The organism is Burkholderia sp. SRS-W-2-2016 (genome assembly GCF_001931485.1).
Classification (GTDB): domain Bacteria; phylum Pseudomonadota; class Gammaproteobacteria; order Burkholderiales; family Burkholderiaceae; genus Paraburkholderia.
Map to the genome: position 1 here is coordinate 1 of NZ_MSDV01000061.1, position 15,191 is coordinate 15,191.

A 15,191-nucleotide genomic window follows, 5' to 3' on the forward strand; every position below is an offset into this window, starting at 1 on the left:
GGATGTGGGCCGGGCCCGGGCGGCGGTCCCGGCGGATGGGGGGCGGGGCCCGGACCAGGTCCAGGCCCAGGTCCGGGTCCGGGTCCAGGTCCAGGTCCAGGTCCAGGCGCGGGACCACCGCCCGCCGGATGCGGTCCCGGCGGCGGCCCGCCACCGCCCTGATGCGGTCCGGGCTGCGGTCCGCCGCCCGCGTGCGGTTCGAATTGGCCGCCCGCCGCGCCACCGTGAAACTGACCGCCGCCGCCCGGATGCGGTTGAAACTGACCACCCCCGCCCGGCGGCAGATGACCGCCGAAACCGCCGCCCGCGCCGCCATGCGGCATCGGATGAATGCTGGTGCGCGCCATCCCGCGAAATGCCGGCACGGCCGGCGAGCCGAGCGCGAGACAGACCGCGAGACCGCCGGCCACGAATCTGCTGGCGCCGGTCATTGCGCCTCCTGCAGCGGCGCCGCGGTGGCCGGCTTCAGTTCGATCCGATGCGAGCCCGCCGGAGGCCGCCAGTCGAACGTGCTCGCGGCGAACGAAGGATGCGTATTCCAGTGATAGGTCACGTCGTGCCGTGGACGGGACACCTGGGTCGTATCCGTGATGACCATCCGGCAAGGCAGCGGGTGATCGCCTTGCTCGAGCCACAGTTCCCAATCGACGCCGCTCTGCTGATACGCATAGTGCGTGCACCAGCGCCGGTCGACCCGTTCGAGACCGAGGGTTTGCGCCGAGGTCAGCGCGAGTTCGTCGAGCTTGCCGTTGCCCCAGTAGAACAGGTCCGCGAGCGGCGTATCGATGTTGTAGGTGGTCGCGAGTTCGCGCACCAGCGCGTCGAGCGTGGCGGGCGCCGGATTGCGCGAGTAATAGCCTTCGCCCAGGTTGAAGATCGTGAAATCGCGCCCGTCGTAGACGATGCCGCGGTCCTTGCGGCTGCCGGTGACATCGGCGCGCATCCGGTTCGGACGCCGAACCTTCAGCACGGTGTGATGCAGGAAACTGGCGTTCTGGCCGTTGTCGAGCACCAGGTCGGTGGCCGAATCGGCGCGGACCTCGAACTGCGGCAGCGAGCGCAGATAGTCGCCCATGCCGGTCAGCGCATCGATCGCCGCCTGGTCTTTGGGGGCTGTCACGGGTGCGGGTGCGGGTGCCGCTGCCGCCGGCGCGGATGCAGCTGCCGGCGCGGCCGCGCCGCTTTGATCGGGCGGGGCCTGGGCGGCGACTTCGGCGGTGCCCGAATGTGTCGCACAACCAACGATCGTCGTGCCGATTGCGCACGCGAGACAAGACCGGACAGCGAGGCGTTTGAAGTCCATCACGAGGTCCTCGAAAACCTTCAGCGCGGAAAAGACCGCCGCTCGGCGTCAAGCACAGCTTCTGCGTCGGTTTAAAAACCGATATTGCTTTTGCGTCCGCGTGTCAATACGTCGAACACGGTGCGGCCGCGCGCGGTGAATCGCCTGGATTTTCGAGGATCTCGCTGCAACGGCAGCGTTAGCGCAGCACCACGGTGCGATCGCCGTTGATGAACACGCGCCGCTCGACGAACGCCTTGACCGCGCGCGCGAGCGTGATGCATTCGACATCGCGCCCGGTCGTCAGCAAACGCTCGGGGCTATACGAATGATCGACGCGTTCGACTTCCTGCTCGATGATCGGACCTTCGTCGAGATCGTCGGTGACGAAGTGCGCGGTCGCGCCGATCAGTTTGACGCCGCGCGCATGGGCCTGGTGATACGGCTTCGCGCCTTTGAAGCCGGGCAGGAACGAATGGTGGATGTTGATCGCGCGGGCGGCGAGCGCGCGGCTCGTTTGCGCCGACAGGATCTGCATGTAGCGCGCGAGAATCAGCAGCTCCGCGCCGGAGTTATCGAACAGGTCGAGCAGTTGCGCTTCCTGCTGCGGTTTGGTGTCGGCGGTGATCGGCAGATGATGGAACGGCAGCCCGTGCTGCCGCGCGAGCGGTTCGAGATCGCGATGGTTCGAGCCGATGCCGACGATGTCCATCTTCAGTTCGCCCATCCGCCAGCGGAACAGCAGATCGGCCAGACAGTGTTCGAGCTTCGACACCATGATCATCACCTTCGGGCGGCTCGCGAGATCGTGGATCGCCCACGTCATCCGGAAGCGCTCGGCGATCGGCGCGAATTCCTGCTTCAGCGCGGCGACCTGCAACGCGTCGTCGCTGTCTACCCGATGAAACACGCAGCGCACGAAAAAGCGCTCGCTGAGTTCGTCGTCGAACACGGTCAGTTCGTCGACGTAGCAATGATGACGGTCGAGAAAACCGACGACGGCGGCCACCTGGCCCGCCGCGCTCGGACACGCGACGGTGAGAACCAGTTGAGCGGGACGGGGAAGGGCGGACATGGTGTCTCCACAGGGTCGATAACGCCGCGCCGCGGGGCACGGCGCGCTTTATCGCAGTAGAGCAAAACGCTCGATCGCGCGGCTAGAAGCTAACCGCCATCGCGCTGGAACGGGAACGCCAGACGCGGATTGGCCGCCGCGTGCGGCTTACGCCGGTTCGGAATCCGTATCGGCAACGGAGGCGTCCGGCGCGTCCGTTGCGTTCGCCGGGTCCATTCCATCCGGCCCGTCCGCCGCGAGCCGGCGCTTGAGCGCGTCGATCAGCGCGCGCACTTTCGCGGGCGGATGGCTGGTCGGCGGAAACACCGCCTGGATGCTCGCCGGCGCGGTCGACCAGTCGGGCAGCAGCCGGATCAAGCGGCCGGCCGCGACGTCGTCCGCGATCGAGAAGTCGGTCAGCAGACCGATGCCGCCGCCGGCGAGCGTCGCCGCGCGGCACGCATCGGCGGTGTTGAGCAGCAGCGCGGCCGCGCAGCGCACGCTGGCGGTGTCGCCGTTCACATGCCGCAAATCGAGCGTCAACGGCTTCGGCAACACCGACAGCGCGCAGTACGGCAACGCCGCCAGCTCGTCCACCGTGCGCGGCAGTCCGGCGCTCTGCACGAACTCGGGACTCGCGACCGGCCACTTGACGAAGCTGCCGAGCTTCACCGCCCGATAGTTGGAATCGGCGAGACGGCCGAGCCGGATCGCGACGTCGATGCCGTCGGCGATCAGATCGACGTAGCGGTCGCTGATCAGCAGTTCGACCTCGAGCCGCGGATGCAGACGGCGCAAGTCGACCAGCGCCGGCGCGACCACCCGCGCGCCGTAATCGTTCGGCGCGCTGACGCGCAGCGTGCCGCGCAATGGCGCGGTGTCGCCGCCGAGCGCGTTCAGCGCGTCTTCGGCCGTGCTGAGGATCTTCACGCTCGCGTCGTAGAACGCGCGGCCGGCCTCGGTCACGCCGAGCCGCCGCGTGGTGCGCACCAGCAGGCTCGCGCCGACCTCCGCTTCGAGCCGCTGCATGTGGGTGCTGACCATCGTCTTCGCGAGGCCGAGCCGCGTGGCCGCGGCGCTCAGCGAACCCGCGTCGATCACCGCGACGAAGATCGCGAGGCGGTTCAGATTGACGTTGCGCACATCGGCCATGATCGATTGTCCATCTTCGCTTCACTATGTTTCCCGGATTATCGGGCTTCCGCACACGCGTGCCTATGCCTATGCTCGCGGTAACGCTTCAGCGTCTTTCACAGGGTCTTTCTCTTTCAATCCGGAGTCCGCCATGCCCGCTGCCAAACCCGCCCAACCGATCAGGCTGTACACCACGCTGCTGTCCGGCCACGGTCATCGCGTGAAGCTGTTCCTGACGCTGCTCGATCTGCCGTTCGAAGTGGTCGAGCTGAACATGAAGGCCGGCGAGAATCGCACGCCCGAGTACCTCGCGTTAAATCCGTTCGGTCAGGTGCCGACGATCCAGGACGGCGATTTCACGCTGTTCGATTCGAACGCGATTCTGGTCTATCTGGCGCGCCGTTACGGCGAGCCGTCGTGGCTGCCGGACGATCCGGCCGGCGCCGCCGCGGTGCAGCGCTGGCTGTCGCTCGCGGCCGGCCAGATCGCGTATGGGCCGTGCGCGGCGCGGCTCGTGACAGTGTTCGGCGCGCCGCTCGATCACGAGCATGCGAAGAAGATCGCGGTCAAGCTGTTCGACGTGATCGACCGGGAACTGGCCGGCAAGCCGTTCGTGGCCGGCGCGCAGGTGACGATCGCCGACATCGCCGCGCACACCTACATTGCGCACGCGCCGGAGGGCGGGGTGTCGCTGGAGCCGTATCCGCATATCCGCGCGTGGTTGCGCCGGGTCGAGGCGTTGCCGCGTTTTGTGGCGATGCCGTCGACGAAGGCGGGCCTGCTCGCCGCGTAATTGCATCGAACAGCTTTGCCGCCGTTGCATAGGAGTCCAATCATGTCCGAGTTCGTGCCGCTGGATGGCTGGGGAGCCGACGCATCGCCGTTTCATGCCGGCGAGCTGCTCGCGCAGGAGCGCGCGGGCGTGCGCAGCGTTGCCGAGGCGAGCGGGCGTCGCGGGATTCGCCGCTTCATGCCGACGCAGCATCGCGAGTTCTTCACCGCGCAGCCGTTTATCGTGCTCGGCGGCGTCGACGCGCACGGCCAGCCGTGGGCGACGCTGCGGGCGGCGAAGCCGGGGTTCATCGCGTCGCCGGATGAAAAGACGCTGCGCATCGACGGCGGCGAGTTGGCCGGCGATCCGCTCGCCGGCCACTGGCGCGACGGCGCGCTGCTCGGCGCGCTCGGGATCGAGCCGCGCACCCGGCGGCGCAATCGCGTGAACGGTATCGTCAGGCCGGCGCAACGCGGCAGCCTGCAAATCGAAGTGATGCAGAGCTTCGGCAATTGCCCGAAATACATCCAGAGCCGCACGCCGGTGTTTGTCGAGCGGGACGCGGCCGGGCAGCGCGCCCCGGCGGAAATCGCCACACGGTTGAGCGACGCCGACCGCGCGCTGCTGGCGCGCGCCGACACGTTCTTTATTGCCAGCGCGAATCTGAGCGACGCGGCGCAACTGGCGCGCGGCGTCGACGTATCGCATCGCGGCGGCGCACCGGGCTTCGTGCGCGTCGACGACGCCAACACGCTGACCACGCCCGACTACAGCGGCAACCGTTTCTTCAACACGATCGGCAACCTCGTGCACGATCCGCGCGCCGGTCTGCTGTTCATCGACTTCGCGAGCGGCGACCTGCTGTATCTGGCGGTGTGGGCGGAAATCGTCTGGGACGGCGACGAACTGGCCGCGTTCGCGGGCGCGCAGCGGCTGGTGCGCTTTCATGTGAGCGAAGTGCGGCGCAGCCGCGGCGTGCTGCCGTTCGAGTGGTCGGAAGCGGAACTGGCGCCGCAGTTTCAGCCGAAGCCGCGGGCCAGCGCGTAAAGCACGTAAAGCACGTAAAGCGCGGCGTGTGCGGCGTGCGCGATTCAGCCCGGCCGTCGCGCCGCGTCACTGCCCATGGCGGCCGAGCCGGTGCGACACGCCCAGACGCGTCGCCAGCTGCCACACATATACTCGGGAATACGAAATACCGAACTGACGCCTGATCAGTTCGCGCACGCGCGTATTGCTCCAGCCGTCGGCGTCGAAGCCGTGCTCGCGCGGCGAGCCTTTCAACGCATCCGCAATCCAGTTCAGGTCGGCCGCCGCCAGCGCGGAATGACGGCCGCCGACGCTGATGCTTCTGAGCGCGTCCAGCCCGCCCTGTTCGAGCAGCCGCCGATACCGCTCGACCGTGGCCTTCGACATCCCCATCTCGCTGGCGATCTGCGCGGCCGGCACGCCGTCGAGCAGCTTCTGTCCGGCCGCGACGCGCCGTGCGATGGTGGGCAAATCGTCATTCGATCGGGCCATCGCAGAACTCCATGGTTGGGTTCGCGCACCGGAAAACAGGTAATTACAACCGTGAGCGGCAACACGCCGCATAACTTACAGATAATCGAAAAATAACGGTTTGTGTCCGGGCAAATGAAAAATCAATCGGGCTTTTAGTTTCATAGACGACAGCCAATTAGTTCATAAATCAATGCCAATGCCAGCGTTCCTTTCTGGAATCTTAAAAATCCTCTTGCAGTCGGATTTAACGTTTGCTAACCTCAGTTCGTTGATTTAAACAGTTGTCACATTCCGCTCGCCGCGAACGCCCCGGTATCGTCGATACTCCCGGTTCGCAAGGCCTGCTTGAGCCCGACGTTTTTCGCGTTGGGCGGTATCTGCCTGTTTCGCCTCGTTTTAAAGCGTGGATTTCTGATTTGCGAATGTTTTCTTGAATGCATTTTTCGATGCGGGGCGTCGTATTGCCGCTCGATTTGCAAAAAAGGTGCGAAACATGGCAAAGCATTTTCCAATGCCTTTCCTGTCGGGATTATCGGCGATCCGCGTATTCGTCCGGCATCGCGGAGGGAATACGCGTCGGATTAACCATTCGCTTAATGTGGCGTTCGCCGCCTGCGCGTTGACGCTGCTCGGCAGCGGCGAAGCCGGCGCGACCGAGGGCGCGCTCGGGCGGCCGGTAGCCGGCACCGGCGTGCTGTCGGGCGCCGGCATCGTGCCGCCCGAACCGATGACGATCGTCAGCCTCCAGCAGCTTTATATCGACGGCTCGATCGGCGCGAGCCGGCAGGTGCCGGTGGCCGGCAAAACGTCGCTCGGTATCGACGCGCAGGTGGCGTTCACGCTCGCTTCGGTGCTGCGGGTATGGGGCGGGGCGGGCGGCTGGGATTTCGCATCGGGGATCACGCTGCCGTACGTGTGGACCCAGGTGACCGGCACCTTCTCGGCCGGCGCGTTCACGCGTTCGAGCGGCGACCGCGCGTCGAATCTGTTCGATATGTACTTCACGCCGGTGCTCGCCGGTTATCACTTTTCGCAGACCGATCACCTCGCGTTGAGCTTCAATTTCTGGGCGCCGACCGGGCAGTACGATCCGAATGCGCTTGCCAATCCGAGTCTGAACAACTGGACCTTCGTGCCGCAAGCCGCGTACACGAAGATCGTGCCGAAGTACAACCTCGAATTCGACGTGACGCTGGGGCTGCAGTTTTACACCCGCAACAACGCGACCGATTACCAGAACGCGCCGTTGTTGACGCTCGATGCGATGGCGCTGAAGAAGTTCGCCAATGGCGTCGGCGTCGGCCTCGTGATGGGCACGGTGCAGCAGCTCGGCCACGATTCGGGGCCGCTCGCCGATCGTCTCGACGGCTTTGTCGGCCACGATTTCGCGCTCGGCCCGATCGTCACTTACGACACCAAGGTGAACGGCAAGCATCCGGTGTCGGCGAGTCTGCGCTGGGTGCCGAGCATCACCAGCACCAATCGCCTGAAGAGCACCGCCAGTTTCCAGGCGACGGCCACCCTGGCGTTCTGAGTTGACGTCCGATCGACACCGCGATTGCACGGTAAGGATAACGACATGACTACGGACAGGACCGCGGATATCGCCGCCATGCTGTTACGCGCCGCGCGGCGCCGCAAGCTCGTGCGCTATACGGAACTGCATGCGCTGTTCGGCCGGACCGAGCCGTTGCAGAGCCGTTACCGGGCGCTGGACGAAGCCGCGCGCCTGCTGAGCGACTGCGCGACGCTCGACTACGGCTGCCTGATGAGCCTCGATAACGGGCTGCCCGGCGACGACTTTTTCAACCGCTTCCGGCGCGCGCGGCCGCGCGAATACGAAAAGATCATGGGCTTCGCGTCGGCCGGCCGCTCGCCGATCAAGAAGCGGCTGATTGCCGACGCCGAACGCGCGCGGGTGTTCGAACATGCGTCGCAAACGGCGGCAAGCGGCGACGCGGGCGAATGGAACGATGTGAAGGCCCAGTCGCGCGAGCGCCGCGCGGGCGTGGTTACCGCGCTCGAATAAGGCCGGCATGGAGCGGCAATAGAACTGCGATAGAACCGAGATAGAACTGGAATAGCGCAAGCGGTCCCGCTACTCATCCGCGTTCCCGCTAATCGGCGCTCCCGGCCACCCAGCGGTAATACGCGTTATCCGGATCTTCACGCAGCGCGCCGCGAATATCCGCCGCCCACGCCTCGCGATCGCCGCGATAGGCGTCGAGTCCCGCCGCATAGAAACTCATCAGCGCGGCGCCGCTCTGTTGCAGTTCGGCCCGGAATGCATCGTCGGCGCCGGTCAGCGGCGGTTCCGAGCGCATCGCGAGCAGATGCGCGAACGTCGTCGCAAACGCGTCGGGCCGTACCCATGCCGCGGACTCGATGCGCGGCCGGTCGTCGGTGACGGGCGGCGCATCGGCCGCATACCACGCGAGCCCGGCGCGATCGGTGACCCACAACGCGAGCAGCGCGGCCGGCGACGCGATTCCGACCTCGCGCAACGCGGCGGCGACCGGCGGCTGCGCGAAACGCGCGGCGATGCGCGGCACGTCGAGTTCGAGCGGCGCCATCGAGCCGATCAACAGCATCTCGTGCAATTCAGTGGTCCATAACGTCGCGTGCGGAAACACGCCGATAAAACTTTGAATCAGCGAGCGTGTATCGGCTTCGTTCTGCGTGGGCAGCGGCAACCATTGCGCGACGATGCCGCCCGCTTGCAGACGCGTCGCCGCGAGCCGATAGAAGTCGGTCGAATACAGATTGACGACGCCCGCTGCCGAAGGCGGCGGCGGTTCCAGCGTAATCAGGTCGTATTGCTGCGCACTCCCGAGCAATTCGCGGCGGCCGTCGCGCAGACGGATCTCGATACGCGGATCGCTCGTCATGCGGTAATTGCCGGCGAATTGCGCTGACGCGCGCACGACCGCCGGCAATAGTTCGGCGCTTACGCGCTGCGTGAGACCCGGCCACGTCAGCAACGCGCCGCCGGTGATGCCGGTGCCGAGACCGATGACCAGCGCCGAGCGCGGCGTGTCGCGATGCACGAGGAGCGGCAGCAACGCCTGCAATCGCATGTAACGCTGCGACGCGAGCGTGTCGCCGGAGTTGGAAACGCCCTGGATATAGAGCCGGTGGAACGCGTGTTCGCCGGCCCGTTGTTCGACCACCGCGACCGTGCCGCCCGCGCTTTCCTCGTAGAAACCGAGCGTGCCGCCGCGCGCTTGCGCGAGCAGACTGGCGAGTTTGTCGGGCGGCGTGAGCCAGCCGACGGCAAGCGTCAGCGCGCCGATCAGCGGGACCGCCCAACGCGCCGGCCGCCGCACCTGCGAGCCGCGCCACACGGCGACGAGTCCGACCACCGCGGCGCCTAACGCGAGGCCGGCGAGTGTGCGCACGATGCCCAGTCGCGGCACCAGCAAAAAGCCGGTCAGCAGCGTGCCGAGAATGCCGCCGGCCGTGTTGAGCGCGACCACGGCGCCCACGTCGCGTCCCATGTGGCGGGGCTCGACGTGCAGACGCAGCGCGAACGGAAACGCGGCGCCGAGCAGCAAGGTCGGCACGAACACCACGCACAGCGCCGCGACCGCGAAGCCCGCGCACATCGCCGCGAGCAGGCTGCCGGTCGCGGCGAACGCCGCGTCGCGCGCAACGCTTTGCCAATGCGGCAGCCAGCGCCCGAGCAGCGCGAGCTGCAGCAAGGCCGCGAGGCCGGCCGTCGCGATCAGCAGCGCGAACGCACCCCACGGATCGCGCACGCGCTGCGTGTAACGTGACGCGATCGCGCTGCCGGCCGCGAGGCCCGACAGATAAGTGGCGAGCACGACCGCGAATGCGAAGCCGCGGGTGCTGATGAACTGCACGATTTCCTGCGACCACACGACTTCGTAGCCGAGCGCGATGCCGCCGGCAATCGCGTACAGCACCAGCGCCAGACGCGCGTGCGACGGGCTGGCCGGGGTCGTGGCGGGGACGGCCGTTCGAGCGTGCGCCTCTTGATGCTCATGGCCGAGACGCTTTGCGCATACGATCTGCAGCAGCGCGGCGAGCAACGCGGCCAGCGCATTCAACCCCGCCGCGGCGAGCGCGCTGCCGAATAAACCGAGCGACGGAATCAGCACGAAGCTCGCGAGCAGCGTGCCGGCGATCGCACCCGCGGTATTCGCCGCGTACAGTCGCGCGCCGACGCGTCCGAGGCTGCTGCCGGCCGGACGCAGCGCGCGCGTCAACACCGGCAACGTGCCGCCCAGCAACACCGCGGGCAAGCCGACGAGCGCGAACGGCAGCGCCCATGCGAGCGGCCCGAAGCCGTTCTGCAGCGACGCGAACAGCGCCGCCGAGCGAGGCAGCGACCAGGTGGTCGCGATCGCGAGCACCAGCACGCCGCCTTCGAGCAGCGCGACGAGCCGCAGCGGCCGGGCGCTGCGGTCGGCGAGTCTGCCGAACAGCCAGCCGCCGGCGGCGAGCCCCGCGAAAAATGCGCTGACGCCGGCGCTGACCGCCTGCACGTCGACGCCGACCACGAGGCCAAGCTGCTTGACCCACAACACCTGATAGATCAGCGCGGCGGCGCCCGATGCGAACAGCAGCGCTTGCGGCCACACAAGCGGCACCGCCAGCGCGGTGTCCGGGTGGCGCGACGCGACCGCATCCGCGCGACGCTGATGTCGTGAGGGTTTCGCGCGATCGGCGAGCGTTTGGGTCATCGGTTTGCCGGTTGCCGGAGTCAAGTGGAAAAATGCGCTCGCCGGGGCCGCTCAGCGGGCCGGCGAGCGCGCTTCGCGTCGTGCTATTCGAGTCCGCGCTTCTTGAACGACTCGTCGATCTTTTTATCGACCTGGCGCCGCACGCCGTCGACGCTGAAGCTCGCGGGCCGCTGGCTCGGCGGATAGTCGACGAAACTGTTCAGGAACAGCGTCGCTTTCATCGTCGCGATAGCGGTCAGATAGGAGTTCTTCGCGAGCCAGTCGTTGTACTGATCGGATGTGATGTCGGCGCGTTCATACGGGTCCATCCGCAGGTTGAAGATTTTCGGCACCCGCAGGCAGACGAACGGGTCCTGCCAGATGTTGAAATTGCCTTTCGCGCGCTGCTCGCAGAACACCGCCTTCCACGCGTTGCCGTCCTGATCCCAGCGCATCGCGACCAGTTCGCCGTCGTCGTTGAAGTAGTAGAACTCGGTGCGCGGGTCCTTGGTGGTTTGGCCGGTCAGCAACGGCAACTGGTTGTAGCCGTCCAGATGCACCTTGAAACTGGTGGCGCCGGCTTTCGGTGCCCAGCCTTTCAGCAACCGGTCTTTCACGCCGTTGTCGCCCGCCGCCGCCAGCAGCGTGGGAAACCAGTCGAGTCCGGAGATCATCTGGTTCGAGGTTTCGCCGGGCTTGATATGGCCGGGCCAGCGGATCATCGCGGGCACGCGGAACGCGCCTTCCCAGTTCGAATCCTTCTCGCTGCGAAACGCGGTCGTCGCCGCGTCGGGCCACGTGAACTGATTCGGGCCGTTGTCCGTCGTGTAGATCACGATCGTGTTGTCGGCGATTTTCAGATCGTCGAGCAGCTTCAGCAGTTTGCCGACGTCCTGATCGTGCTCCCACATGCCGTCGCCGTATTCGTTGCCGGGCATCCCGCTCTTGCCTCTGAACTCGGGGCGCACGTGCGTGTAGATGTGCATCCGCGTGAAGTTCATCCAGACGAAAAACGGCGTGCCGCTTTTCGCCTGCTTGCGGATGAAGTCTTCGGCGTGCGCGCCGGTTTCGTCGTCGATCGTTTCCATCCGCTTGGTGGTGAGCGGGCCGGTGTCCTGAACCTTGCCGTCCGACGTGCTGTGCAGCACGCCGCGCGGCGAAAAGTTCTTCACGTACGGGTCGTTCTTGTCTTTCGGCCAGTACGGGCGCTCGGGTTCTTCTTCCGCGTTCAGGTGGTACAGGTTGCCGTAGAACTCGTCGAAGCCGTGATTGGTCGGCAGGTACTCGTTCTTGTCGCCGAGATGGTTCTTGCCGAATTGACCGGTCGCATAGCCGAGCGGTTTGAGCGCCTGGGCAATCGTGATGTCGCCTTTTTGCAGGCCGACCGACGCGCCCGGCGCGCCGACTTTCGACAGCCCGGTACGCAGCGGCGTCTGTCCGGTGATGAACGACGAACGTCCCGCCGTGCAGCTGTTTTCCGCGTAGTAGTCGGTGAAGATCATCCCTTCGTTGGCGATCCGGTCGATGTTCGGCGTGCGATAGCCGACCACGCCGCGCGTGTACGCGCTGATGTTCGCCTGGCCGATGTCGTCGCCGAAGATCACGAGGATGTTCGGCTTGGCCGAGTTCTTCGCCTGTTGCTGCTGTTGCGCCTGTTGTTGCTGCGGCTGCTGCGCGGCCGGCGCGGGCGCGGCCGGTTTAGCCGCGGGGGTCTGCGCCGGCGCGTTCAGCGACGGCAGGATCAACGCGGCGAAGCCCGCGACGGCAAGTACCGTCGCCCCCGCCGCATAGCGCCCGTTTCGCAGGAATTTCGTCATGTGCTGGCTCCAGTGGAGTTGACTGCATTCAGCCGTTGCGCTGGCCGTCGCGCGCTATTGGGGCGACGGCGGAAACACGCTTTGCCAGTCGTCCTTCATGCTGACGACGGTCCAGCCCTCGACGCGCGCCTGATCCCAGGCCTTGTCGAGCTTGCCGATTTTCGACGCGCGGTCGTACGCGAATTCGCGCTGCGCGTCGTCGTGATGCAGCAGCAACGCGAGATGCGGACCGGGCCCGGCGCTCGTGTACTGCAGCATCTGCAGATCGCCGTCGGAGTTGCCGAACGCGAGCACCGGTTTGCGGCCGATGCGCCGGTAGATGCCGACCGGTTTGCCGGGTCCGTCGTCGACGAAATCCATTTTCGGCATCCGTACCAGCGCGGGTTGGCCGTCGCGCAACTGGTACTGCACGAGCTGGCTCGAACCGATCACCTGTTCGGGCGGGATGCCGTACGCTTGCTGCGCCCACGCGCGCATGAACTCGATCGTGCCGCCCGACACGATGAAGGTCCGGAAGCCATGCGCGCGCAGATAGGCGAGCAGTTCGAGCTGCGGCTGGTAGACGAGTTCGGTGTATGGGCGGTGCAGGGTAGGGTGCCGTGCGCTCTTCAGCCACGCGCGGATCGTCGTGTCGTATTCGTCGACGGTCATTCCGCTATTGGCCACCGCCAGCAGTTGTTCGACCTGCTTCTGGTACTTCGCGAGCGCGACCGGATCGCGCGCGAGCAGCGCCTTGTAAGCGGGATTGTTCTGCCACTCGGGATGACGCGGCGCGGCTGCCTTCACCTGGTCGAACATGAAGGCCAGCTGGAAGTAAACCGGCTGCTCGCTCCACAGCGTGCCGTCGTTGTCGAACACGGCGATGCGCGCGTCGGGCGGCAGATACGCGGGCGAGCCTTGTTGCGTGACTTCGGCGACGAAGCGCTCGATCGCCTGTTTCGCGGGGCCGTCGCGCCATGACGGCAGAGGATCGGCTGCGGAGGCGGTGGCTGTGCCGTTTGCGCCATTTGCGTCGCGCTGCGCGTCGGTCGTGCACGCGGCGAGCGTCAGCGACAGCAGCGCCGCCGCCAGCATCGCTCGCAGATAAACGGACCAGTATTTCGGATTGCCGGACCAGCGTATCGACGGCATTGGGCCTCCAACTCGACTGGACGATCAGTCATTTCGAGGACGAGCGCGCCCATGCGCAGTCCTACGCATTTTCATCACGCGCTTGCGTCACGCGCCTTCATCACGCGCTTTCATCACGCGCTTTCATCACGCATGGGCTCGCATTCGTTCGATACCGCTACCGCTGGGCGCGCCGCTGCATCACGAACCGTCGACGCATCCGCAACGCCACGGCCGCTAGCCGCTTGCCGCTAACCGCTAGCCGCCGTTCGTCGGCCCGGCATGCGCGGCTGCCGCCGCGACCGCGCCGGGATCGGCCGCACGCGTCGACTGCTGGCGCGCGAGCGGCTGCTTCCAGGTTTCCTCGTCCATCACGAGCCGGAAGCCGAGATGCGACATGCTGTTGTACGGATCCGTGCCGCGCCGCGCGCTCGGCCGATAGCTGAGGCAGTAGGTTTCGTTGCACAGGAACGAGCCGCCGCGCGTGACCCGCTTCGGCGCATTCACCGGCACGCCCTGATCGGCCGGGTCCCACGAGTCGGCCGGGCCGGCCGGATTGGCGAGTACGGTCGGGTTCGCCGCTTCGCGCCGGAATTGATCCGCGCGATACCAGTCGGCGACCCATTGCCACGCGTTGCCGGTCATGTCGGACAGCCCGTACCCATTGGCCGGGAAGGTGCCGACCGCACTGGTGCCCGGGGCGCCGCCGGCTTTCGGGCTCACCACCGGAAATGCCTGGGGCTGCTGGCCTTGCCAGATGTTGGCCTGCGGTTTGCCGTCCGGCGCGAGCTGGTCGCCCCACGCGTAGGTGGCCTGTTCGAGCCCGCCGCGCGCGGCGAATTCCCATTCGGCTTCGGTCGGCAGACGCTTGCCGACCCACTTCGCGTAGGCCTGCGCGTCTTCATAGGAGACCTGAACGACCGGATGATCGTCCTTGCCGGCGATGTTGCTGTCGGGCCCGGCCGGATGGCGCCAGTTCGCGCCGGGCACATAGCGCCACCACTGCGAATAGTCGTCGAGCGGCACCGGCCGGTCGGTGCCGACGAACACCATCGCGCCGGGCACCAGCGCGCTATCGGGCGGCCGCGGCGTGCCCGGCGGCAACTGCACGCGCAGCGTGTCCCAGTCGGGCTTCTTCTCGGCGGTCGTCACATAGCCGGTCGCTTCGACGAAGCGGCGAAATTGCGCATTCGTCACGTGATGGCGGTCCATCCAGAAGCCGTGAATCCGCACCTTGTGCGCGGGGCGCTCGTTGGCTTGCGCCTGTTTCGCGTCGCTGCCCATCAGGAACTCGCCGCCCGGCACCCACGCCATTTCGAGCGGGCCGCGCGTGCCGTCGCCGTAGATGACTTGCGGCCGCGTCTGCGCGGCGTGCGAGGCCGGCGCGGTGACCGCCCAACTGACGGCCGCGCCGACGCACGCGGGCAGCACGACCAGTAGCGAGCTCCACAGCAACAGTTTGCGCAGCGGCCGCGCGCGCGCCGTCGCGGGAGAAGCTTGCGCTTTAGCGTGAGTGGACGAGCGACGCGCCGTCGTATTGCGATTTCGTGTACTCATCGTCCTCGTCTCGCGCGAATGAAACCGCCGCGTTCGCAATGCGCGTGAGTCGCCGCAGGCGGAGCGGTTTCTGCCTGAAAGAAGATTCGTGGTACGTGGTGCCGCGGGCTCGCAGCGGTTGCGTATCGACTGATTACCGCGTGCTGGAGCAGCCCGATTGATCCACTGATATCACCTTTTTTTGCGTGATGCACGATTTTTTGACTGCCGCGTCTGAGTACATTATTAATGTCATCAGTAACGGCATCGAATAACACCCGTTTGTTTCGACACGCGAATC

12 protein-coding genes and 1 pseudogene are annotated in these 15,191 nt (G+C 66.4%); 4 read left to right on the forward strand and 9 right to left on the reverse strand.

Features of this window, described 5'->3' with window-relative positions; translation table 11 throughout:
- From BTH42_RS35845 to BTH42_RS26360, 4 genes are all read right to left on the reverse strand, one after another.
- On the reverse strand, positions 1 to 316 hold a 316-nt coding region (locus tag BTH42_RS35845), incomplete at its 3' end, for a hypothetical protein (RefSeq protein WP_218642025.1).
- Positions 317 to 427: 111 nt separating this feature from the next.
- Positions 428 to 1,120, reverse strand: a complete 693-nt coding sequence (locus BTH42_RS26350) for a DUF2092 domain-containing protein (protein ID WP_178392241.1) — start codon at positions 1,118 to 1,120, stop codon at positions 428 to 430.
- A gap of 361 nt (positions 1,121 to 1,481) precedes the next feature.
- Complete coding sequence (gene purU, locus BTH42_RS26355; protein ID WP_075304118.1) at positions 1,482 to 2,357, reverse strand: formyltetrahydrofolate deformylase; 876 nt, start codon at positions 2,355 to 2,357, stop codon at positions 1,482 to 1,484.
- 147 nt (positions 2,358 to 2,504) lie between these two features.
- Positions 2,505 to 3,488, reverse strand: a complete 984-nt coding sequence (locus tag BTH42_RS26360; RefSeq protein ID WP_083654919.1) for a LysR family transcriptional regulator — start codon at positions 3,486 to 3,488, stop codon at positions 2,505 to 2,507.
- 133 nt (positions 3,489 to 3,621) lie between these two features.
- Between BTH42_RS26360 and BTH42_RS26365 the strand changes: the two genes are divergently transcribed.
- Both BTH42_RS26365 and BTH42_RS26370 read left to right on the forward strand, forming a co-directional pair.
- Positions 3,622 to 4,263, forward strand: a complete 642-nt coding sequence (locus BTH42_RS26365) for a glutathione S-transferase family protein (RefSeq protein ID WP_075304119.1) — start codon at positions 3,622 to 3,624, stop codon at positions 4,261 to 4,263.
- Between the two features lie 42 nt (positions 4,264 to 4,305).
- A pseudogene (locus BTH42_RS26370) lies at positions 4,306 to 5,286 on the forward strand (pyridoxamine 5'-phosphate oxidase family protein); the annotation flags it as partial.
- A gap of 69 nt (positions 5,287 to 5,355) precedes the next feature.
- Here the strand turns inward: BTH42_RS26370 and BTH42_RS26375 are convergent.
- The gene (locus tag BTH42_RS26375) at positions 5,356 to 5,760 is read right to left on the reverse strand and encodes a helix-turn-helix domain-containing protein (RefSeq protein ID WP_075304121.1); all 405 of its coding nucleotides are present in this window, start codon (positions 5,758 to 5,760) and stop codon (positions 5,356 to 5,358) included.
- A gap of 562 nt (positions 5,761 to 6,322) precedes the next feature.
- Between BTH42_RS26375 and BTH42_RS26380 the strand changes: the two genes are divergently transcribed.
- A complete protein-coding gene (locus BTH42_RS26380; protein ID WP_075304136.1) occupies positions 6,323 to 7,276 on the forward strand; it encodes a transporter in 954 nt (317 codons plus the stop codon).
- 45 nt (positions 7,277 to 7,321) lie between these two features.
- On the forward strand, positions 7,322 to 7,771 hold the full coding sequence (locus tag BTH42_RS26385) for a hypothetical protein (protein ID WP_256702284.1): 450 nt from the start codon (positions 7,322 to 7,324) through the stop codon (positions 7,769 to 7,771).
- 88 nt (positions 7,772 to 7,859) lie between these two features.
- On the opposite strand, the gene BTH42_RS26390 is transcribed toward BTH42_RS26385, so the two are convergent.
- The 4 genes from BTH42_RS26390 to BTH42_RS26405 form a co-directional block, all read right to left on the reverse strand.
- Positions 7,860 to 10,448, reverse strand: a complete 2,589-nt coding sequence (locus BTH42_RS26390) for a fused MFS/spermidine synthase (protein ID WP_178392242.1) — start codon at positions 10,446 to 10,448, stop codon at positions 7,860 to 7,862.
- Between the two features lie 83 nt (positions 10,449 to 10,531).
- Positions 10,532 to 12,244 (reverse strand): arylsulfatase, encoded by a 1,713-nt coding sequence (locus tag BTH42_RS26395; RefSeq protein WP_075304122.1) that lies wholly within the window; start codon positions 12,242 to 12,244, stop codon positions 10,532 to 10,534.
- A gap of 54 nt (positions 12,245 to 12,298) precedes the next feature.
- Complete coding sequence (locus BTH42_RS26400; RefSeq protein WP_075304123.1) at positions 12,299 to 13,375, reverse strand: HAD family phosphatase; 1,077 nt, start codon at positions 13,373 to 13,375, stop codon at positions 12,299 to 12,301.
- A 237-nt stretch (positions 13,376 to 13,612) separates the two neighbouring features.
- Positions 13,613 to 14,911 (reverse strand): formylglycine-generating enzyme family protein, encoded by a 1,299-nt coding sequence (locus tag BTH42_RS26405; protein ID WP_075304124.1) that lies wholly within the window; start codon positions 14,909 to 14,911, stop codon positions 13,613 to 13,615.
- Positions 14,912 to 15,191 lie beyond the last annotated feature (280 nt).